10 protein-coding genes are annotated in these 22797 nt (G+C 61.5%); 5 read left to right on the top strand and 5 right to left on the bottom strand.

Annotated elements, in window-relative coordinates:
• Positions 1–7: 7 nt before the first annotated feature.
• Complete coding sequence (locus tag ACVIIV_RS35530) at positions 8–1507, bottom strand: undecaprenyl-phosphate glucose phosphotransferase (protein ID WP_456748350.1); 1500 nt, start codon at positions 1505–1507, stop codon at positions 8–10.
• Positions 1508–1769: 262 nt separating this feature from the next.
• Here ACVIIV_RS35530 and ACVIIV_RS35525 point away from each other — a divergent pair, with 262 nt between their 5' ends.
• From ACVIIV_RS35525 to ACVIIV_RS35510, 4 genes are all read left to right on the top strand, one after another.
• A complete protein-coding gene (locus ACVIIV_RS35525; protein WP_456748349.1) occupies positions 1770–2762 on the top strand; it encodes an ABC transporter substrate-binding protein in 993 nt (330 codons plus the stop codon).
• Positions 2763–2970: 208 nt separating this feature from the next.
• A complete protein-coding gene (locus ACVIIV_RS35520; RefSeq protein WP_244607753.1) occupies positions 2971–3243 on the top strand; it encodes a hypothetical protein in 273 nt (90 codons plus the stop codon).
• Between the two features lie 292 nt (positions 3244–3535).
• Positions 3536–4510, top strand: coding sequence for a GDP-L-fucose synthase family protein (locus tag ACVIIV_RS35515; protein ID WP_456748911.1), 975 nt, complete (start codon positions 3536–3538; stop codon positions 4508–4510).
• A 56-nt stretch (positions 4511–4566) separates the two neighbouring features.
• Positions 4567–5874, top strand: a complete 1308-nt coding sequence (locus ACVIIV_RS35510) for a WcaI family glycosyltransferase (RefSeq protein ID WP_456748348.1) — start codon at positions 4567–4569, stop codon at positions 5872–5874.
• Between the two features lie 107 nt (positions 5875–5981).
• Here the strand turns inward: ACVIIV_RS35510 and gmd are convergent, their stop codons facing one another.
• The 3 genes from gmd to ACVIIV_RS35495 form a co-directional block, all read right to left on the bottom strand.
• Positions 5982–7073 (bottom strand): GDP-mannose 4,6-dehydratase, encoded by a 1092-nt coding sequence (gene gmd / locus ACVIIV_RS35505; RefSeq protein WP_456748347.1) that lies wholly within the window; start codon positions 7071–7073, stop codon positions 5982–5984.
• 279 nt (positions 7074–7352) lie between these two features.
• The gene (locus ACVIIV_RS35500) at positions 7353–7937 is read right to left on the bottom strand and encodes a transglutaminase-like cysteine peptidase (protein ID WP_456748346.1); all 585 of its coding nucleotides are present in this window, start codon (positions 7935–7937) and stop codon (positions 7353–7355) included.
• 755 nt (positions 7938–8692) lie between these two features.
• Positions 8693–9793: a helix-turn-helix transcriptional regulator gene (locus tag ACVIIV_RS35495; RefSeq protein ID WP_456748345.1), complete on the bottom strand. Its 1101-nt coding sequence runs from the start codon at positions 9791–9793 to the stop codon at positions 8693–8695.
• 1022 nt (positions 9794–10815) lie between these two features.
• Here ACVIIV_RS35495 and ACVIIV_RS35490 point away from each other — a divergent pair.
• Positions 10816–21618, top strand: a complete 10803-nt coding sequence (locus ACVIIV_RS35490; RefSeq protein ID WP_456748344.1) for a VCBS domain-containing protein — start codon at positions 10816–10818, stop codon at positions 21616–21618.
• A 249-nt stretch (positions 21619–21867) separates the two neighbouring features.
• On the opposite strand, the gene ACVIIV_RS35485 is transcribed toward ACVIIV_RS35490, so the two are convergent.
• Positions 21868–22578 (bottom strand): hypothetical protein, encoded by a 711-nt coding sequence (locus ACVIIV_RS35485; protein WP_456748343.1) that lies wholly within the window; start codon positions 22576–22578, stop codon positions 21868–21870.
• Between the last annotated feature and the right edge of the window lie 219 nt (positions 22579–22797).

The raw sequence follows: 22797 nt of genomic DNA, 5'->3' as shown, positions 1-22797 counted from the left end.
TTAACTGTTAATAGGCCGTTGGTTTGGTGAAGGTAACAGCGATGGTTCGCACCAAAATCATAAGATCTATCGCCAAGCTCCAATTATTGATGTACCACAGATCACACTCCACGCGCTTCTGCATCAGGTCGAGCGTGCGGGTTTCTCCGCGATAACCATTAACCTGGGCCCAGCCGGTGATGCCGGGCTTGACGTGGTGGCGGAAGGCGTAGTTGCCGATGATCTGCTCATATTCGGTGTTGTGGGCGGCCGCGTGCGGGCGGGGGCCGACCAGCGACATGTCGCCCTTGAGCACGTTGAGCAGCTGCGGCAGCTCGTCGATCGAGGTCTTGCGCAGCCATTTGCCGATTCCCGTGACGCGCGGGTCGTTCTTCTCCGCCTGCCTGATCGTCGGGCCGTCCTCGAGCACGCGCATGGTGCGGAACTTGAAGATCCTGAACGCGCGCCCGCCGAAGCCGTGGCGGGTCTGGCGGAAGAACACCGGCCCCGGCGAGGTCAGCTTGATCAGCACCGCCGTCACCAGCATCACCGGCGCGAACACGAACAGCGCAAGGCTGGCGCCGGCGAGGTCCAGCGCGCGCTTGAGCGCGCGTTCGCGATGAGAGAGCGGGGCGCGGCGCAGCTCGGCGGTGAAGGTGTTGCCGGTGCCGGAAAGCGGATAGCGCAGGAAGCGCGCCGTGTTGGGGTCCGGCACCAGATGCACCGGCAAAGGCAGGATCTTCAGCACGTCCAGAATGCTGTCGATCGCATGCTGCCGGCTCCAGTTGATCAAGAGGAAGACGTGCTCGATCCGCTGCTCGCGCGCGTAGGCGATCAGCTCCTCGAAGCGCGGCGCCAGCGATGAGAGCAGCAGGGGCGATGCCAGCTCCTTGGCCGGGATCTCCATCAGGCGCATCAGGCGGTAGCCGTGCTGGCCGAGGTCGTCGACCGCATTGGACGAGGTGGCAAGCCCGAACTCGGCAATCATGATCGCCCGGCCGTTGGCGAAGGCGCCGGTGCGCAAGGCATGCGCGGTCCAGCGCGCCGCCGCCGTCTTCCAGGCGAGCAGGGCGGCGAGGCCGACCAGATAGAACGAGATCGTGGTGCCGCGCGAGAACTCGTCGCTGACCTTCATCGTGAAGGCGATCGCCAGCAGCGCGCCGAACAGGAAGGTCCACGTCGTCAGCGTCATCCGGAAGATGCGCGGCAGGTTGGTGACGGTCTTGAGGCGATAGCCCTGCTGCACGATCGTCAGCAGGATGAAGTTGATTGCCACCAGCACGCTCGCGGCCGCATAGACATCCGCCTTGCCGAGCGTGCCCGCGGTGATGACGTGATACCCGACCGCGCAAGCCATCCCGCTGACCACGATCAGCCCCGCATCGGCCACCGCCATCAGCCGCTCCACAACCACAGGTCGCAGCCAGCTCGGCGCAAATCCTGCAGCTGTTTCCGCGACCGGCTCGACCACACGAATTTCCGCCGTCGAATCAGCGACGGGCACTGGCCGCGTGGAAAGAATTGTCATCCTGCCAAACCCATTGACGCAAAATTCATTGACCCGAACAAGCCGTGCTATCGGGCGAAATCGCTGCTAAAACAAGGCGAAGGAAGAATTAACCTTACCCCACAAGCGTACATTGTACCCCATCTCGCCTCGACTGATATGTTAAATTTCACAACCCGTTAGGAAGTCCTCGTTGCCTCGCACCCAGTCCCGGCGGCGGACCCGGCCGAGAGGGAAGCGGTACCTCGCCATTGGTCTTGCGGCCGTCGCTTTGGTGGGACTCGTGCTTCTGCTTCTTCGTCCCGATGCGGCCCCCATCCGTGCTCCGACGGCTTTTAGGCCCGTCGCAATCAAGCTCCTCCTTGATGGGCCATATGGCGCGCGGTTTGCCGGCGAGCTCGCTGCATCGAGGCAGGGATATTTCTCCTCCCGCATTGAGGTGTCGGCTCAGCCCGAAGGTCCTGACTTCGTCCAAACCATTGCACGCCAACATGCCATCGGCGTGACGAGCGGCCAGAACTTCCTGCTGGCAAGCTGGCGCGGCGTTCCCGTAACCGCCTTCGCTGCAAGCTTCCTCGATACCTCTGTCGCGATTTTCACGCTCGAAAGCTCGGGCTTGCGGCGGCCGGCCGATCTGGTCGGAAAACGGGTCGGATACCGCAGGGCGAGCGAGGGAGACGTCGTCTTTGATGCCATGATGGCGCAGCTCGGGCTGCCCCGAAGCCAGATCACCAAGGTCCCGGAGCGCGACAGCTTCGAAGCCCTGCGGGCCGGGGAGGTGGATGCGATTATCGCCGCCATCGACGAGCAGCCCGATCCCTCCAGCTCGACCTTCGTGAAGCTGAACGTCATCAAGCCGCAGGACTACGGCATCCATGTCCCGGGCCAAGTCTATTTCGCGAGCAATGATCTCATTCATGACCAGCCGTCCGTGATCGCCGACGTCCTTCAGGGGCTCATTCGAGGATGGCAATTTGCCTACGCGGACTATGCACGGAGCGTGCCCGTTCTCGCTGGCACCGGTCCGGCCAGGCTGAACTCCGAGCGGCTGAAATTCGAGCTGCAGCAGCAGCGCCCGCTGGTGCTGCCGACGGGCGGCCGCATCGGCGACTACGACGAAAGCCGCTGGCGGACGCTTCGGGATATCCTTCTCTTCGCCAAGCTCGGCGAGGAAGACGTGCCTTTGGCTCAGACGGTCAACTACCAGTTCCTTCGGGATGTGTACCGCCGTTCACCCGACCTCGCTGCCCCCGGCGCCTGGAGCGAGGAAAAATAGGACCAAGAAGCCACACTTGCGCGCCATATCGTCCCAAAAGGCCCTCGGCTGCCCCGGCATCGGTTGCATTTCGGCCGGTGCCCTTGGTAAAGTTCGGCTCGCTATTTGGGCTAGTTGCGGAGTTGCTTTACGGACCGTGACGTTGGTCGGCTGGGGTCTGACAAGCGCGAGTCGGGGATCAAATCCGCAGGGGCGAGGAGCTTTTTGGATGTTTAAGACGTTGATGCGAGCAGGTCTTTTGGCCGCAACTGTTACTTTCTGCGCAGCGAGCGGGGCGAGCGCCGCGATGCAGATGCCCGCGCCGGCAGCCCTGCTCACGGGCGAGAGCCAGGTGACGCCTGTTACATTCTGGGCGCAGCCGTATCCATATCGGTATGTGCCGTCGCGTCGTTGCCCGTTGGTGCGCGTCGAGACGCCTTATGGCTGGTACATGGACCGGGTTTGCGCGCCTGTCGGTCCTGTTCTGCGCCGGGCGTACTGAGGCTGAAGTAAACCGAGCGGCGGCTGCCGTTTTTCAAAGGTCGTTCAAGGCAGCCGCACAGCTGATGCGGCTGCCTTGCTCTTTTTTGTTTCATTGTGTGCTGATCATTTGTGCGCGCAGCGCAGGTTCACCATGAATATCTTTGTCGGGCCGGGACAGGCTGTTGCATGGTGAAGATTGTGTTAGCAGTTTGGCGGGGCTGCATCGGCAGCGTGATTGCGTAATGCGACCGGTGGCCGGATCTCGCCAGAGTGGCGGAGATCCGGCCAGCCGGATGCTGATAGAGGATACGATGACAGGGGTTTCAGCCTACGATCTCACGGGCAAACGTGTCTTCGTCGCGGGTCACCGCGGCATGGTGGGATCCGCTGTCGTCCGCAGGCTTGCGTCAGAGAATTGCACCGTGCTGACGGCTGATCGGCGTGAGCTGGACCTCACAAAGGAAGAGCCCACGCTGAAATGGCTCGAGGCCAATCGTCCGGAGGTCGTGGTTCATGCCGCTGCCAAGGTCGGCGGTATCGCAGCCAACAACAATTTCCCGGTCGACTTTCTCTGCGACAACCTTGCGCTGGAATTGAGCGTGATCCGCGCAAGTCACGCGGTTGGTGTGCAGCGCCTGCTGTTCCTCGGCTCCTCCTGCATCTATCCCAAGCACGCCAGGCAGCCGATCGCCGAAAGCGAATTGCTGACGGGGCCCCTTGAGCCGACCAACGAGTGGTACGCAATCGCCAAGATTGCCGGCCTCAAGATGTGCCAGGCGTATCGTCGGCAATATGGCGATGATTTCATTTCGGTGATGCCGACCAATCTCTACGGTCGCGGTGACAATTATCATCCGGACCATAGTCATGTACCCGCAGCGTTGATCCGGCGCTTCCATGAAGCCAAGCTCGCCAATGCACCCGGCGTCTCGGTCTGGGGCACCGGCAAGCCGCTCCGCGAATTCCTCAATGTCGAGGACTTTGCGGATGCCTGCGTTTTCCTTCTGAAGAACTATTCGAGTGACCTGCCGATCAATGTTGGCAGTGGCGACGAATTGTCGATTGCCGAATTTGCGACAACAGTCGCGGAGGTCGTGGGCTATAGAGGCAAGCTTGCGTTCGATACCTCCAAGCCTGACGGAACGCCACGCAAGTTGCTGGACAGCTCGAGAATCCGAGGGCTTGGTTGGCAGCCGAAAGTTGCCCTGCGGGCCGGCCTCGCGGCGGCTTACGCAGATTATCTCGAGGGCTACGGACGTCATCTGGAAGTCGGCGCAACGCGCTGAGTAGTTAGATTGCCAGCGACTTTTTTTATTCTGAAGTTTGAATTGGGACGGACTTTATGCGTGTTCTCTTGGTCGGCATTAATTATGCCCCCGATCTGATCGGCGTGGCGAAATACAACGCCGAGCTCTGCGAAAGTCTGGTAGCCGAAGGTCATGAAGTTAGAGTCATTACGGCGCCTCCCTATTATCCCACCTGGAAGATCCCCCCTGCGTTCAAATCGTCGTACTTCAGATCGAGAGATCTTGACGGCGTTCGAGTAACACGGACGCCGATTTATGTGCCCGGACATCCCTCGGGCGCTAAACGGCTGGTCCATCACGTTTCATTCGCGCTCACCAGCGCGGCGCCGGTTCTTTTTGAGGCGGTATCTTGGCGGCCCGACGTTATGATCGCTGTCGCGCCATCGCTGATGTCTGCTGCCTTCGTCTCGTTCGTCGCTCGTCGCGTCGGCGCCCAATCATGGCTTCACGTGCAGGATTTCGAGGTCGATGCGGCCTTCGATCTTGGTCTGCTGCGCAATCCTTCTCTGCGAAAATGGATGCTTCGAGTCGAAGCGGCGATCCTCAAATCGTTCGATAACGTTTCAACCATCTCTCAAGCGATGGTAGAGCGGTTGAGGATCAAGGGTCTGAGGCCCGACAGAACCGCCGAGGTGAGAAACTGGATTGACACCACCGCGATCTGCCCGGGTTCTCGAACGACCAAATACCGTCAGGAGCTGAACCTGGGCGAGGACGATATCGTTGCGCTCTATTCCGGAACGATGTCCAACAAGCAAGGTCTTGAACTCGTGATCGAGGCTGCGATTGGCTTAGAGAAAAGTCATCCGCATATCCACTTCATCCTTGCGGGCGAGGGGCCTCATAAGATGAGGCTCGAGCAGCTTGCCGCCGGACACCGCAACATCCATTTTCTGGGGCTTCAGCCCAATGACAGCTTCAATCAATTGATGGCCACTGCCGATTTCCATCTGATTCCGCAGAAAGCTGAAGCTGCCGATCTGGTGTTGCCCTCAAAACTGGGCGCGATCTTCGCATCCGCCCGGCCGGTCATTGCGATGGCTGAAGAAGGCACCGGCCTCGCGGCGGAAGTCACGAATGCGGGTCTTGTGATTCCACCGGGAGATTCGTCGGCTCTCGAGCTTGCAATTTGCCAGCTCAGCGAAGCGCCGGCTCTCCGTGAGCATTACGGCGAAGAAGGAAGAAGGCGAGCCCTCGATCGTTGGGATCGACGCACGATCGTGCGCCGATGGTCGGATGCCATGACAGGGCAGGGCAATGCGACAGGGCAGACGAATGTCGGCCTGACGGGCGCTGCCAACGACATTGGGCTTCCGGTCGAGGATGCCGTTCGGTCGCCCTGAGGCATTCGACCGCAGCTGGATTGCCGTGATGTCGTCCGAAAAAAATGAGCGCCGTTATGGGCGCTCATTTGCTTGGCTTGTTCGCCTTACTGGCCGATCTACAAGAACTACTCGTGGCGCGGGTAATATCTAAACCCGTGCTGCTTGATGAGTTCGTCGCGCTTTGCGGCTTCGAGATCTTCCTTCATCATTTCTCGAACCAGGCTTTCGAACGACGTCTTGGGCTCCCAGCCGAGTTTCCGCTTGGCCTTTGACGGATCACCAAGAAGCGTCGCGACCTCAGTGGGGCGGAAGTAGCGCGGATCGACGGAAACGACACACTTGCCGGTCTTGGCGTCATATCCTTTTTCTTCGACGCCACTTCCTTCCCAGCGAACTGTCATGCCCACTTCGTTTGCAGCGACATTGACAAAATCTCGGACAGAATGCTGCACGCCCGTAGCAATCACGAAATCCTCCGGCTTGTCCTGCTGCAGCATCAGCCATTGCATTTCGACATAATCACGCGCGTGTCCCCAATCGCGCAGGGCATCGAGATTGCCGAGATACAGCCGTTCCTGCAGGCCCAAATGGATCCGTGCCAAAGCTCGCGTGATCTTCCGGGTGACGAAGGTCTCGCCGCGGACGGGAGATTCGTGGTTAAAGAGGATGCCGTTGCAGGCGTACATCCCATAGGCTTCGCGGTAATTGACCGTGATCCAGTAGGCATAAAGCTTGGCGACCGCGTATGGCGAGCGCGGATAGAAAGGCGTGGTCTCCTTTTGCGGGATCTCCTGGACCAAACCATACAGTTCGGATGTTGACGCTTGATAGAAGCGCGCCTTCCTCTCCAAGCCGGTAATGCGCATGGCTTCGAGGATGCGTAAAGTGCCAAGTGCGTCGGAATTCGCCGTGTACTCGGGCTCCTCGAATGAAACGGCAACGTGGCTCTGAGCCGCGAGATTGTAGATTTCGTCTGGCTGCACTTGGCCAACGATCCGGATCAGGCTCGAGGAATCCGTCAGATCGCCGTAATGAAGCCGGAAGGGCGGATCGGGCTCGTGCGGATCGAGATACAGATGATCAATGCGGTCGGTATTGAAGAGGGAGGTCCGGCGCTTGATGCCATGGACCTCGTATCCCTTCTGCAGAAGAAGTTCAGCCAAATAGGCGCCGTCCTGGCCGGTGACGCCGGTAATAAGTGCTCGTTTCTTTGTCATATCAGTCCCAAAATGGAAATTTGTGCTTACACGAAATTGACTTGATTAGGGAGGGTTAAACGGAACGAAAATCAAGCTTAGATTAACGGCGTCTGGCCCAAGCGGGGCGCCAAAAGATTCGCCCAACAGAGTACTTGCGAGAGGTGCAGCGGGCTCAGTGTGTTCGTCCCGCCTTTGGCCGCAGCCGGACTACCAAGCGTCCAAGCTGCGCGGATAAAACGCTGGTTCGGATCCGATGACGGCCGTTCGACATGGCCCGGTAGTTGCCCAGAAGATTATTTAGAAGATCGCGACTTCTCGTATCCACCGACGCGGATCCGCCCCTGACTCCGCCCGCACGAGAGTGAACCGATCCAACGCATCGACCAGGGGCGTGACCACCGGGCTGAGATTATCGAGCACAAGAACCGCTTTTCCCTCGCGCACAAGCAGCACAAGGTGGTGTTCTCCGGTTGCTCGGATGATGACCTCTGCGAGGAGCAGGGCCGAGCTCGGCCAGCCGGATCGCAGCAGCAGATGGCGCTTGGTGACGGCATAGTCGCCGCAATTGCCTTCGTAAGGGAATATCTGCCACTCCGCGTCACGCCGACTTGCGGGCGGATCTTTTGGCGCTATGCCGAAATTCACCGTTGAATTGATCTGAGCGAGTTCTCGCCAGCGCTGAATTGAGGAACGGAAATCTCGGATCCTGCGGTCGTCGTGGTGCTGGCAGTCCTCGGGATATTGAATGCAGAACTGTGAAAATGACAGCGGTGGCGTCACCGCTTGCGATTCGTGGTTTGAATAGGCGGGCTGGCTGCAAACGCAATACATTATGGCCAGCATGCGGGCCGCATGTCTGATCATCGAAAGTTCGCCTGACATTCTTGATTGCTAGGCGAAGTATATTGCGATGCAATGGAAGCGCTATGACAATTGTGAGGCAATCGATGCACAATCGTGGAGCAGCGCGCGCTTTAGGTGTCGATCCCGATACTCGACCGTCATAGCGTTCTCGTTCTGGAGGGGCGAGGCTTGAGATGGGCGAGAACTATGCCGGTGGTGAGCGTCGCCGACATTCCCGCGCAATGTTCCGGCCGAGAATCCTCGATGACGGCACAGGTGCTGGCTATGCAAAACAACAGGAAATAGCCGCCGAAGTTAATCCGTCTGCTGATCTTTTCCGACCTAGCCCGTTTGGGGGAGGCGCGCCCAAGGATCTTGGGCATATCGCTATCCATTGCACGCAGCGTTCTTGCGCTCGTATGGGACAAGGTGCCGAACAGGTCGTTAAGTGGCGAAATGACGTCAAACTCGTTTAGAGATGATCTAGGGGGCTTGGACGACTTCTCGTTCTTCGAGCTTGAGATGCGCAAACGTTCGCGGAGCTGGGAGTGGAGTATTGGTCTGCGCGCCGGACGACCCATCATGCGAGGAAGAGCAAGGAAGCGCGTCGTGGCGAGATATGAGGCGACAAGCGCATTGTTTCTCTTGCTGATGAACGTATCCGCGGCGGCACGGAGCCGCAAATGAGAAGTGAAGCGCAAAGCATAAGCCGCGCCTTCAGCCGAAACACCGAGAGGTCGAGGTCTTTCGCTCGTGCCAAATTTGCGACTGCCGATGGGCAAAGAACCAAATGCTCAAACTAGTTGTAGGAGCAGCTTGACTAGTTCCGGCTGACGGTGCGCGCCGGTCTTTGAGAAGACCGATTTGAGGTGATTGCGCGCCGTCTCGCGCGAAATGCGCAGCTGTTCGGCGGCGCTGGCGAGCGATACGCCGGTTGCAAGCAGTGCGGCCAAGCGAGATTCCGCCGGTGTGAGGTCGAAGGCTTGGCCGATGAGGGCAGAGTCGGGCGCCGCGGGCGGGACGAGGTTGGACAGGATCATCATGGCACGCGCGCCGAGGAAGACGGAACGCGCCGCGCCGTCCACTGGTAATATGCGCAAGACAACCGGTGATTTCGCCGTGCGACGGACGAGGATGGGGGAGGCGGGGATGGTGGCGGCATCAGCCGTGGATCGGATCAAGCTGATCAGCTGATCGAGTTTCGCCATCGCCTGCTTGTCACGGAGCACGAGACGCCGATCTTTGATGCGGATCTCATTGTCAAAGCCGCCGTCGGCTACCTCGTTGGTACGCAGAACCTTGCCTTCGCGGTTGAGGACAAGTGCGGGTTGTCCAACGCGACTGAGGACGTCCGTCATCGAGGTCAGCGCGATCCTGCCGACGGCGGTCGCGAGCGTGGCGGTCTCGGTCAGGCGCGGGGCCAATTGAGCAAGCAGCTGCTTGTCGCGCGCCTCGAATGCGCCTTCGCGGCCTGTTCGTTGGATCGTTAGCGCCCACGCTGCGCTGTCAGCCCAGAAGCCAATGCCGGCAAACCACCGGTATCCGGATGGAAACAGCAACTCGTTGTACATGGGGTCGGCGCGAATCTGCTCCGGGGTCATCACATCGAGGTCGGTCACGACCTCGCCCGCCATCATGCGCGGAAAACCCTTGGCGCGTGGGTCCCGCAAGTGCCAGTTGTTCCTGAAGTAGAGATCGGTGGCTTCGGCGATCGATGCGGTGCGGGGGACGTCCGGGGTCCGGATGTCGCTCTGAAGGAGTATGGCCGCCGACGCCCCGACCGCCTTGCAGATGTCATCCATGATGCCGCGCCAAGCTTCCGGATTCACGGCAGCCTCGCCGAGCCGATTGAGGACTTTCGTCAGCTCCTCATCGTCGATTCGATTGTCCTTCACGAGCGGCCCCCTCCGCTGCGCCCTGGTCATTCGCTGCAAGCCGATGCGCATTTGCGCTACAGGCCATGCAGACCCCCCTCTTGGGGGACTTTCCGACGCGTTTCCCTGATCAGCGATGCTTCGCGAGGAGGAGGCTCGACACAAGCCCCTTTTGCCTGACTTTCCTAGAAGTGGCGCTCAACCAAAGTCTAACAGGGCAATTTCGACGGAGGCGCTGCCACCAGAACCCGGATGACCCATTCGGGTCATGCGTCAAGACGTGCCGGCGCTATTCCCTGACCGAGGAAAAATCTTCGTTGTTCCGAGAATTGAGATGACGTTGTTCTGCTCAAGCCAGACGGGTTTCGATGCTGGTTCTCCGCTTGCGTCGTGGATCGGGGATGAACTCGCGGCGCGTCAGAGTGTCGCAGGAAGTCCAGCGCGACGAGGCGCAGATTGCACGCCTGTGCTATCAGTGGTTGTGATTAAATCGGTTGGCAGCTTGGGCGATCTCGTCGCGTCGGGCCCGGGGGAGAGGGCGATCGCTTCGTTCCAGCCCTTATTGTGCTGCGGTCCGGCAGAGCTTCGATCCCCCGGCTTGCTGAAATCGGGGCGCCACCGCAGTCTGGGAGCATGCGCGTTCTCAACTGCGATGTTCAGTTCACACCCTGCTTAAGGTTAGCGGCTGTGCTGCCTTGACGCAGTCGCGCAACAGTGGAAACAATTTGCAATTATCGGAAAAGTTTTTTCGAGAGTCGGAAATTGCGACTTCGAGAATTGAGACGATGCCGAGCAACAGCGCAAGGCGTCGAACAATAACAAGACCACGTCATTTCAAACTCGCGCCGTTGGGCTGACGGCGAACCTGATAAATCAAGACGGTTACGGGAGGGGGCTCACATGAGCGACCGCACGATGACATGCGTCGCGTCCATATCGCGTTCCACTTTCGACGATTGAAGATTCCTCCATCCGCACAACGCAAGCCGCTTCCGCGCGCTCGCGAGCAATGACTATTGCCCTATCGAGAAAGATGAATCGCCATGATCATTAACGGCACCAATGCAAACGACCAGATCACCGGCACCAGCTCGGCTGACACCATCAATGCAAGGAATGGCGACGATACCGTCGGCGCCGGGGCCGGGAATGACCTCATTCAGGGCGGCAACGGCAACGACAGCATAAACGCCGGTGCGGGCAACGACATCATCGGCGCCGGGAATGGCAACGACACGGTGGACGGCGGCACGGGTAACGACATCATTCTCGGCGGCAACGGCAATGATACGCTGCTCGGTGGGGCGGGCAACGATCTGATCGCCGGCGAAAACGGCGACGATGTCATCGACGGCGGCGCGGGCATCGACATCGTCAGCGGCGGCAATGGCAACGATATCCTGATCTACCGCGTTTCGGAGAATGTGGGTTCTGTCGATATCTACGACGGCGGCAAGGGCCAGGACACGCTCCGCCTCGTCGTCACTCAAGAGTTCGCGAACTCGGCTTCGTTCAGGTCCGATCTTGCGGCACTCCAGACCCTTATCGCGCGCTATGGCAGCGCGCACTACGCGTTCAGGAGCTTCAACCTCGCCGTCGTCTCGATCGAAAAGGTCGAGATCGTCATCGAAGGCCCGACCAATCATGTGCCCGTCGCAGTCGCGGATATCGCCTCCGTCAAGGAGGACGTGACGACGGTTGCGAGCGGAAATCTGCTCGCAAACGACACGGACGCCGATGCCGGCGATACCCACGTCGTGTCGGCCGTAGCGGGAGGCTCGGACAACGGCACCACGATCACCGTGGTCGGCACCTATGGAACGCTGGTGGTCAACAAGGCGACCGGCGCCTACACCTACACGCTCAACAGTTCCAGCACGTCCGTGCACGCGCTCGCCGAAGGCCAGCAGGTGACGGAGCAGTTCACCTACACGAACGCCGACAACCTCGGAGGATCCGGCTCCTCGACGCTCACGGTGACCATCACCGGCAGCAACGACCCGGCCACGATCACCGTGTCGGGGAGCCAGGATACTTCGGTGACCGAGGCCGGGAGCGTGGCCGGCGATCCCAGCGCGTCGGGCCAGCTTGCGGTTCACGACGTCGACAACGGCCAAGACCATTTCGCAGTCCCGGCCTCGCTGGCCGGCACCTACGGCAACTTCACTTTCAATCCGGCATCGGGGGCCTGGACCTATACGCTCGATCCCGCGAAATCGGATTCGCTCGCCGCAGGACAGCACGTCACCGATACCCTGGCGGTCACGTCAGTCGACGGCACCGCCACCCACGATATCGTGGTGAACATCACGGGCGCCAATGACGCAGCCGTGATCGGAAATCCCCTCCAGCACGGCGTCAGCGAGGATGGCCTCCCGACGGCGTCCGGCATGCTGTCGATCAACGACGTCGACCAGAACCAGGATTCGTTCCAAACCGCGGTCGTCTCGGCGCCCGGCAATCTCGGGACGTTGACGATCGGCACCGACGGCGCCTACAGCTATTCGGTCGCCAACGGCCTCGTTCAATATCTCGGCCAGGACGAGACCCGCGACGAGATCTTCACCGTCAAGGCTCTGGACGGCACGACCAAGGACGTGACGTTCACGATCCACGGCGTCAACGATGGCGCCGATATCGGCGGCCCCGCCCAGCACGACGTCACCGAGGACGGCCAGCTGACGGCGTCCGGGCAGCTCTCCATCAGCGATGCCGACCAGAACCAGAGTGCGTTTCAGACCAGCGTCGTGTCGGCGAACGGCAATCTCGGTTCTCTCAGCCTTGCTGCGGATGGCAGCTACACCTATTCGGTCGCCAACGCCGCCACTCAGTATCTCAGCGCGACGGAGACTAAGATCGACACCTTCACCGTCAAATCCCTGGACGGAACGTCGAAGGACATCAGCTTCACGATCCACGGCACGCAGGATGCGCCAGACCTTGCGGTCGGCAGCAGCACGTCGGGCGCGAGTGATTCGCCCATTCCTCTGTCGATTTCCGCCACGCTGATCGACACCAGCAGCACACTGCTCGTTAAGATCACCGGCCTGCCGTCGGGCTTCACGCTGAATTACGGGGCCGCGATCGACGAAGGCGTCTGGGGGCTGTCGGCCGCCGATCTCGAGCATGCCGACCTCGCGCTGATTCCGGATCCCGCCGTTCTGCCCGGTTCGCTCACGCTTCAGGTTACCGCGATCTCGAACGACGGTGTCCATCAGGCGAGCAGCCCTATCTCGAACATCGCGGTTGATATTTCGGCCGGCGCCAACGTTCAGGTCGGTCAACTTCTCGACGGCTATATCGCAGGCGCGACCGTCTTCGCTGATGCGGACAACGATGGCGTGCTCGATCCCGATGAGGCCCATACGACGACCAATGCGGACGGAAGTTTTTCGCTCGTCGGCGGCACCGGTACACTCGTGAGCATCGGCGGCACAGACGTGTCGACCGGCCTGGCAATAACCGGCGTGCTGAAGGCACCGGCCGGGTCGACTGTCATCACGCCGCTCACCACGCTGATCACGGCGCTCGTGGATTCGACGGCGAACGATCCCACACCGCTGAGCGCGGCGGACGCGGAGAGCGCGATTAAGACAGCGTTCGGTCTCAGTGCCGGTATCGACTTGAAGACCTTCGATCCGGTTGATGCTGTCGTCAATGGGACCGATGCGACGGCCATTGCCGAAGCGACTGCCATCCTGTCGGCCGCCATTCAGGTCCAGAGCACAATTGCGCAGGTGTCGGCGGTGGGCGGCTCGCCGGATGCCGTGGTCGCGGCCATTGCAGAAGTGATCATCGACGCGCCCGCAACTGCAATCGACCTGAGCGCAGCCACGACGGTGTCGACCGTGATTACCGGCGCGATCGCAGGCGTGGACCAGACGACGCTCGATGCCGTCACCAGCGTCGTCGCGGCGGCCAACGACAGCATCCAGTCGGCAACGGATCTCACCGAGCTGGCGCAGGCCGGGCAGGTCGCACAGGACGCGGCCGCCGATCAACTCGCCAACACCGACTTCGACGACCCAACCGAGGTGACGCAGCTCCAGCAAGCCTTTGTCACCGACCTCAACATCAAGGTGACGAACGCCGTGGTCGGCGACGTCGACGGCGCCCAGCTCGGCACGCTCGGTGACGACGTGCTCGCTGGCGGCAATGGCAGCGACTCGATCGACGGGCTCGACGGTAACGACCGCGTCAACGGCGGCGCCGGTAACGATTTCCTCTATGGCGGCGCTGGCAAGGACCATCTGACAGGCGGTGCCGACAACGACCTTCTCGATGGCGGTCAGGGCTTTGACCGCGCGATCTATGCCGACGCGACGGGCGGCGTCACCGTGGATCTCGCGGCGGGAACGGCGTCCGGCGCAGGCGTGGGGACGGACACGCTCGTCAACATCGAAGCAGCCATCGGCAGTGACTTTGCCGATACTTTCAACGGAGCCGGCTTCACCGGCGATGCGCATGTCCCGGGCAGCCCCGTCGGCTACAACGAGTTCGAGGGCAAGGGCGGCGACGACACCATCATCAGCAATACCAACAGCCAGGGCGCGGAACTCACGCGCGTCTCCTATATCAGCGCCACCGGCGCGGTGACGGTGGATCTCGGCGCCGGCTATGCGCAGGGCGATGGATCGGTCGGCCACGACACCCTCGTCGGTTCCGGCTTCAACGGCGTCTGGGGCTCCGCCTACAACGACACGATTCTGGGCAGCAACAATCCGATGTTCACCGCGGAGGTGTATGCGGGCTTTGGCGGCAACGACCACATCGACGGCCGCGGCGGTTATGACCGCGTCGAATATAACGTCGATCCGGCCACGACGACGGGAATCACGGTCAATCTGGCGGCCGGCACCGTGACCGGCGACGCTACCGTCGGAACGGACACGCTGCGTGCGATCGAAGCAATCCGCGGCACCAGCTTTGCAGATACCTATACCGCGACCGGATTTGGCTCCAGCAGCGTCAACGCCGGCTCGAACGGGACGTTCAACGAGTTCACCGGCAATGGCGGCGACGACATCATCGTCGGCAACGGCTTCACGCGGCTCGGTTTCAACAACGCGACGGCCGGCGTCCAGGTCGACTTCGTCACCGGCATCGCCACCGGCGATTCGTCCGTCGGCACCGACCATTTCACCGGCGTCAACGCCGTCCAGGCATCGATGTTCGATGACACGCTGCTCGGCGGCGCGACCAACGACACCTTCACCGGCCTTGCCGGCAACGATTATATCGACGGCCGCGGCGGCTTCGACGTCTCCTCCTACAACAACATCTTCTTCACCACGGGAAGCATCACCGTCAATATGGCGGCTGGCACGGTCGTCGGGAATGCGTCGAACGGCACGGATACGCTTCGTTCGATCGAGGGCATTCAGGGCACCAACTTCAAAGATACCTACGATGCCACCGGCTATGGCGTGACTGGCGCCAATGTCGGCAGCAATGGCACGTTCAACCAGTTCGAAGGTCTCGGTGGAGACGACGTCATCACCGGCAACGGCAGCACGCGCCTTATTTTTGCCAACGCGACCGGCGGGGTGACCATCAATCTCGCGGGCGGCACCGCCACCGGCGATGGCTCAACAGGTCACGACACCTTCACCGGTGTCAACAGCGCGATCGGCAGCAGTTCTGACGACGTCTATGACGCAACGGGTTTCACCGGCCTCAACGCGAACTTCAACTCATTCCAGGGCAATGCCGGAAACGACACCATCTCCGGCAATGGCAATACGCAGATCCAGTATGGCAACGCGACCGGCGGCGTGAGCGTCAACCTCACTGCGGGCGCGGTCGATGGCGATGGTTCGGTCGGCCACGACACCATCACCGGTGGCGTACTCAACGTCCTCGGGTCCAACTTCAACGACACCATCGTCGGCAGCACCAGCAACGACGGCCTCTCCGGCAGCAACGGCAACGACACCCTGGATGGTCGTGCCGGCAACGACTTCCTCAGTGGCGGCGCTGGCGCGGACACCATTGTCTATGGGAGCGGCGGCGGCTTCGACTTCATCCAGGACTTCGTCCATGGCCAGGACAAGATCGATCTGACCGGCGTCTACGGCATCTTCAGCCTTGCTGATCTGCAATCGCATGCGATGCAGAGCGGCCCCAACACCGTCATCACGTTCAATCCGAGTGACGGCCTCACGCTTCAGAACGTCGATCTGAACAGCTTGACGGCGAGCGATTTCCTGTTCGGTACGCCGGCCGCGCCGATCGTCGGCGACGGCAACGCGAACGATCTCGTCGGAACGGCCAATGCCGAATCCATCAGCGGTCTCGGCGGCAACGACCGCCTGCAGGGCCTCGGCGGCAGCGATCTGCTGGATGGCGGAGTGGGCTTCGATCGCGCCGTCTATGCCGACGCGACCGGAAGCGTTGCCGTCAACCTCGCGGCAGGTACAGCCTCAGGTCTTAGCGTGGGGACGGACACGCTCCTCAGCATCGAGGGTGTGATCGGTAGCGACTATGCCGATACCTTCAATGCGACAGGGTTCACCGGCTCGACGGGTCTGCCCGGCATAGCGGCCGGCCAGAGTGAATTCGAGGGACGCGGCGGCAACGATACCGTCGTTGGAGCCGTCAACGCTCTTGGGCAGGTGGTGACGCGATTGTCCTATCTGGGAGCAACTAGCGCGGTCACCGTCGACATCGGAGCGGGCACCGCGGACGGCGACACCTCCGTCGGCCACGACACCTTCGCCAACGTCTCGACGATCTGGGCCTCGGCCTACAACGACACCATCTACGGCAGCGACAATGCGGCCTTCACCTACGAGACCTATGAGGGTCGCGGCGGCGACGACTATATCGACGGCCGCGGCGGCTACGACCAGGTCACCTACAATGCGGACACGACGACCGCGTCGGGCATCTACGTTCATCTCGCCGCAGGCACCGTGAACGGCGATGCGACGGTCGGCACCGACACCCTGCGTAGCGTCGAGGCCGCTCGCGGTACCAACTTCGACGATACGTTCGATGCAACCGGATTCGGTCAGGCCGGAGCCACCAATGTCGGCTCCTCGGGAGCCTTCAACGACTTCGCCGGCGCCGGCGGCAATGACACCATCATCGGCAACGGCTTCACCCGCCTGAACTACCAGATCGCGGCCTCGAGCGTTAGCGTCGATCTCGAGACCAGCGTCATCGGGACCACGAATGCGGTCACGGTTGCCGGCAGCGCGACGGGTGCGACCGAGGGAGCCGACACCTTCACCGGCGTCAATGCGGTGCAGGGATCGACCTTCGCCGACACGCTGCTCGGCAGCAGCTTCAACAACAACTTCACCGGTCTTGGCGGCGACGACTATATCGACGGCCGCGGCGGGTTCGATGTTGCGATCTACAACAGCCTCAGCACGGTCACGGGCGGCGTCATCATCGACATGGCGGCGGGCACGGCAACCGGCGACGCGTCGATCGGCACGGACACGCTGCGCTCGATCGAGGGCATCCAGGGCACGGGCTATGCCGATACCTATGCGGCGACCGGCTTCAACGGCGGCAGCGCCAATGCCGGCTCGTTCGGCAATTTCAACCAGTTCGAAGGCCTTGGCGGCGACGACCAGATCACCGGCAACGGCAACACACGCATCATCTACGCCAATGCGACCGGCGGCGTGACCATCAATCTCCAGGCCGGGACGGCCAACGGCGATGGCTCGACCGGCCATGACACGTTTACGGGCGTCAACAGCGCCACCGGCAGCAATTTTGCCGACAGCTTCGATGCGACGGGGATCGCCGGGTTCAATGCCTTCCAGGGCCAGGGCGGCAATGACACCATTACCGGAAACGGCAGCACGCAAATCCTTTTCGGGAATGCGACCTCTGGCGTGACCGTCAATCTCGCGAACGGTACCGCGGACGGCGACGGTTCGGTGGGGCATGACACTATTGTGGCAGGGGTGACCAACGTTTCGGGCTCCAACTTCAACGACACAATCACCGGTTCCAGCGGCAACGATCAGCTGTTCGGCAACAGCGGCAACGACCTGATCGGCGGCGGCGCCGGCAACGACGCCCTGAATGGCGGCATCGGTGTAGACACCTTTGTCTATGCTAGCGGCGGCGGTGCCGACATCATCGGCGACTTCGTGCAGGCGGACGCCGACAAGATCGACCTCACGGGGGTCCCTGGTATCTCGACCCTCGCGGACATTCAGGCGCTTGCCACACAGCAGGGACCGAACACGGTCATCGACTTCGGCAATGGCGACGCCCTCACGCTGCTGAACGTGACGCTGTCGAACCTCACGGCCGCCGACTTCATCCTAGGGCAGGGGGTGCACCTCACTGGCGACGCCGGCGCAAATACGTTGGTCGGCACTGCCTACGCCGATAGCCTAAGTGGCCTCGCCGGCAACGACCGCCTGAAGGGCCTCGATGGGAATGATTTGCTCGATGGCGGCCTCGGCTTCGACCGCGCCGACTATATCGCTGCAACGGAAGGCATCACCGCAAATCTCGCGGCAGGCTCCGTAACGGGTCCAGGAGTCGGCACTGACGCGCTCGTGAACGTCGAAGGCATCGTGGGCAGCGACTACGCCGACACGTTCAACGCGACCGGCTTTGCGGGCGATACCGGCATTGCCGGCACCAATGTGGGCTTCAACGAGTTCGAAGGCCGCGGAGGGAACGACACCATCACGGGAGCGATGAACAGTCTGGGGGCGCTGCTCACGCGCATCTCTTACGCCAACGCGACGGGCAGCGTGACCGTCGATTTGACGGCCCATTCGGCGATCGGAAATAGTTCGGTTGGCACCGATACCCTGGTGGGCTCGGGCTTTGCGGGTGTTGTCGGCTCTGGATTTGCAGACCAACTGCTTGGCAGCGCCAATGGCCCCGGGACCGTGGAGGTCTTCGAAGGCCGCGCCGGCGACGACTTCATCGATGGCCGGGCTGGGTTCGACCGGGCGGACTACGCGCTCGATCCGGCCGCAGTTGGCGGGATCAACGTTCAACTGGCCTTGGGAACCGTGACGGGTGACGCCGCGACGGTCGGCACCGACACGCTGCGATCGGTCGAATCCGTGCGCGGCTCGAACGAGGCGGACACGTTCAACGCCGTGGGCTTCGGTACGGGCAGCACAAATGCCGGTTCAAACGGGACTTTCAACGAATTCGTCGGCATGGGAGGCAACGACAGCATCACCGGCAATGGCAACACGCGTGTTTCGTTCACCAACGCAACCGGTGCGGTGACCGTCGATCTGCTGGCGGGTACCGCAAGCGGCGACGCGTCCACGGGGAACGATACGTTCAACGGTGTCAACGCCGTGATGGCCTCGATGTTCAACGATACCATCCGCGGCAGCAGTATCACCACGGCCACGGAGACGTTCACCGGCCTTGCCGGCGACGACTTCATCGACGGTCGCGGCGGCTTCGACATCATCAGTTACAACAATATCTACTTCGCAACTGGGCCGGTGACCATCAATTTCACAGCCGGTACGGCGACCGGGGACAGTTCGATCGGCAACGATACGTTCCGCGGGATCGAGGGCGCCCAGGGGACCGCCTTCAACGACGTCTTCACAGCGACGAGTTTTGGTGCGTCCGGCTTCCAGAATCCCGCCGTCAACAATGTCGGCAACAACGGCAATTTCAACCAGTTCGAGGGCCTGGCCGGCAATGACACCATTACCGGCAACGGCAACACCCGCATCATCTACGCCGGCGCGACCGATGCCGTGACGATCAACCTGCAGGCGGGGACTGCGACCGGCGGCAGCTCGATCGGCACCGACACCTATGTGGGCGTCAACAGTGCGACCGGCAGCAGCCTGAACGACACCTACAACGCCACAGGTTTCACCGGTGTGACCTCGGCCGGATCGTTCGGCACCTTCAATTTGTTCGAAGGCCTGCTCGGCAACGACACCATCACCGGCAACGGCAATACGCGGGTCTCGTACTCTCAGGCGAGCGGCGGCGTTTCGGTCAATCTGTCGACGGGAGTTGTGAGCGGGGCGGCCGGCGCCGATATCATCACGGGCGGCGTCAACAGCGTGCAGGGTTCGAACCAAGCCGACACGCTGACCGGCGGCTCAAACGACGAGTTCTTCTTCGGCGGCGGCGGCACCGACACGATCAACGCCGGCGGCGGCAATGACGGCATCACCGGCCAGGGCGGCAACGATACGATCGACGGCGGCGCCGGCACCGACATGGTGACCTTCTCCGGCTCGCAATCGCAGTACAACATCACGACGGCGGGATCGATCCAGGTTCAAGACACCGTTCTGAACCGTGACGGCACCGACATCCTGACCAATGTCGAAGCGCTGCAGTTCAGCGACGCTATTGTGCTGCTGTCGGCGGGCGCCGCGGGTAGTCCGATCGATCTCTCGACGCAGCAGTTCTCTGGCGCTGCGCCCGTGATCGGAACGGCTGGAGACGATTATCTTCGCGTCGGAAGCAACATCTTCGGACACCAGCTCAATCTGGGAGCGGGGACGGGAGATACCGTCCTGCTCAATGGCACCTTCGGTAATGGTTACACGCTCAATCTGACGGGCGTCGAAAGCCTGATCGGCAGTGGCAACGACGAATTCGTCAACCTCACGACGACCGCCAACGGTCTGGTCGTCGATCTCGGCGGCGGCAATGATCAGCTCAGCCTCGCAGGCGGTGCCAACACGCTCAGCCTGCTTGGTGTCGAGGGAATCGGAGGGGCCGATTTCGGTGCGACGCCTGGCGTCAACGACATTCTCACCTTGTCGACGACGGTCACGGGCCTGAACGTCAGCCTCGGTAACGGCGACAACACGATCTACCTCGCTGCCGGTGCGAACTCGTTCGTGAACATCTATGATGTCAACCACATGTACGGGTCCGGCAGTGACGACATCCTGACGGTGACAGGCGCGATCGCTGCTGCGAATGGCGTCGCGATCGATCTCGGCGAGGGCGATGACTCGATCGTCCTCAATGCAAACTTCGCGGGATTTGCGGCTGTCGGTGTCGAGCACATCAACGGCAATTCCGCCGACAATTCGCTCAGCTTGACGAACAACGTCAACGGCACCGCCATCGACATGGGTGGCGGAAACGACTGGGTGTCCCTCGCCAATGGAGTCAATTCGCTCAGCATCAGTGGCGTCGAAAACCTCAACGGCAGTGACTTTACCGGCAATCTCAATCCGTCGGACGATACGGTCACGCTGCTGAACACCGTGTCTGGCGTGACGGTCAATCTTGGAGAAGGAACGGCCAACGTCCTAAATCTCGCCGAAGGCAGCAATTCGTTCGACAATCTGTGGAACGTGAATCTGCTCAACGGGAGCTCGTCGGACGACATTCTGACGTTGCAAGGCAGCCCGGCGAATGTGATCGATCTCGGCGACGGCAACGACACCCTGAACTTCAACGCAAATGTCTACGACATCACGGTGACCAACGTCGAAACCGTCAATGCCGCTGCAAATTTCGACAGGATCACAATCGGCAATACGTCGGGTAACACGACAATCACTGCCGGCGCGAGTGCGGATGAAATCTTTGCCAGCGCAGGCCAGGACAACTTCCGCTTCGTCAGCGTCGCGGACTCCGCCCAGGGCGCTGCCGATACCATCCATAATTTCGATGCAGCCAGCGACAGCTTTACCTTCTCAGCCATCGGGGTGGCCGGAGGTCACATCGAATACGTGGATGGTGCGGATCTCCTCGGCGGGAACCAGGCTTCCGCTCATTTGCTGAACTTCGGTCCGGGCAACGACGCTCTCCAGATCGATATCAATGGCGACGGAGCGAGCGATATGGAGATCAGCCTGCAAAACGCGACCGGGCAGTTGCACAACAATAATTTCCTGGTCACCTAGCGCGGGCGTAGGCAACAGCTCCGGGGCCGATTGCCGGGCAGGGCCCGTGGACATGTCCGGCGGGGACTCACGTCCGGTCCCGCCGACCTCGCCGATCCCAGCTGTACTGCGCGGCGGTCATGCTGGCCCGGCTGTTCGCCCCGAAGCTCAAAACAAAACCGCCGCCGGCCGGAATGTCGGCATTCAGCTATAGCCGCGTGAACTCATCGACTTCGCGGTGAGCGCGTCAGGTAAGCCGTGTAGCGCGCTTCAGTAGCGCAATCTCACCGCCTGCCGAAGCGCTCGACTCGAGATTAGGAGCGAGAAGCCCCCCAGCGTCATCAGCAGCACACCGAGCCAGGTTACTGTCCGGCTGCGCGCCTCGTCGGACGCCTCCTGGTTGCGCATCGGCATGGCTGGAGGTGAGACGGCTCGCGCGGGCTTCTCCACGTCCAGTTGCGGCGGCACGGAGTGTTCGGGCGTGAGCGGGCCGGTGGGGCGATTCGTGACGGTTGTCGCGGTCATCAGCGCCGGCGTGCCCGCATCGACAACAGAAGCGGCATCAGCCACCCTCACTTCGCGTGCCGGCGGCGTCGGCGAAGCCTCCTCGGCCGGCGAAGCACCGAGCAACTCCGCGCGCGCATCGATCACCGGGCTCCGGCTTTGCCGTGCGGCCGCGTTCTCGTCGGGACGCACGGCGCGGTTGGCCACACGACCATGAACCGGCTTTCGCACCGGTGCAATCCCCTCGGCCAAGAACCAGCATTTGCGGTGACCGTCCCGCCGATACACCCAGCGCTGGCCTGGGCCCGGCGAATTGCCGGGCCGCGGCAAGCATTCGGGCTGCGCCGAAGAGGGGGCAGCGGACTCGCGAGGAGCAACATTGAACAAGTCGGTGAATGGGTTTGCGAACGCAGGTGCGGCCGTAAGACCTCCAGCAAGGACCAAACTGGCGAAATAACATCGCAAATGACCGGACATCGAAAACTCCCGGTGATGCGCCCCACCCGGCACGAGCCTTCGCGGCGACATGGGCTCCCATGCGACTTAAATCGGGCAGCGCAATGAATTAATTGTGGTCCTGGTAATGGAATTAATAAGCTCGTCCGGCACGCCTGGGTTGCTGCACGCGCGCTCAATCAATCGAGTGACCGGCGTGTCGCCGGACATCGCTCCCGCCCGCGGTCCGCGACGCAGCCA

It is taken from the genome of Bradyrhizobium sp. USDA 4354 (genome assembly GCF_054060315.1).
This window is presented reverse-complemented; position numbering and strand designations above follow the sequence as displayed.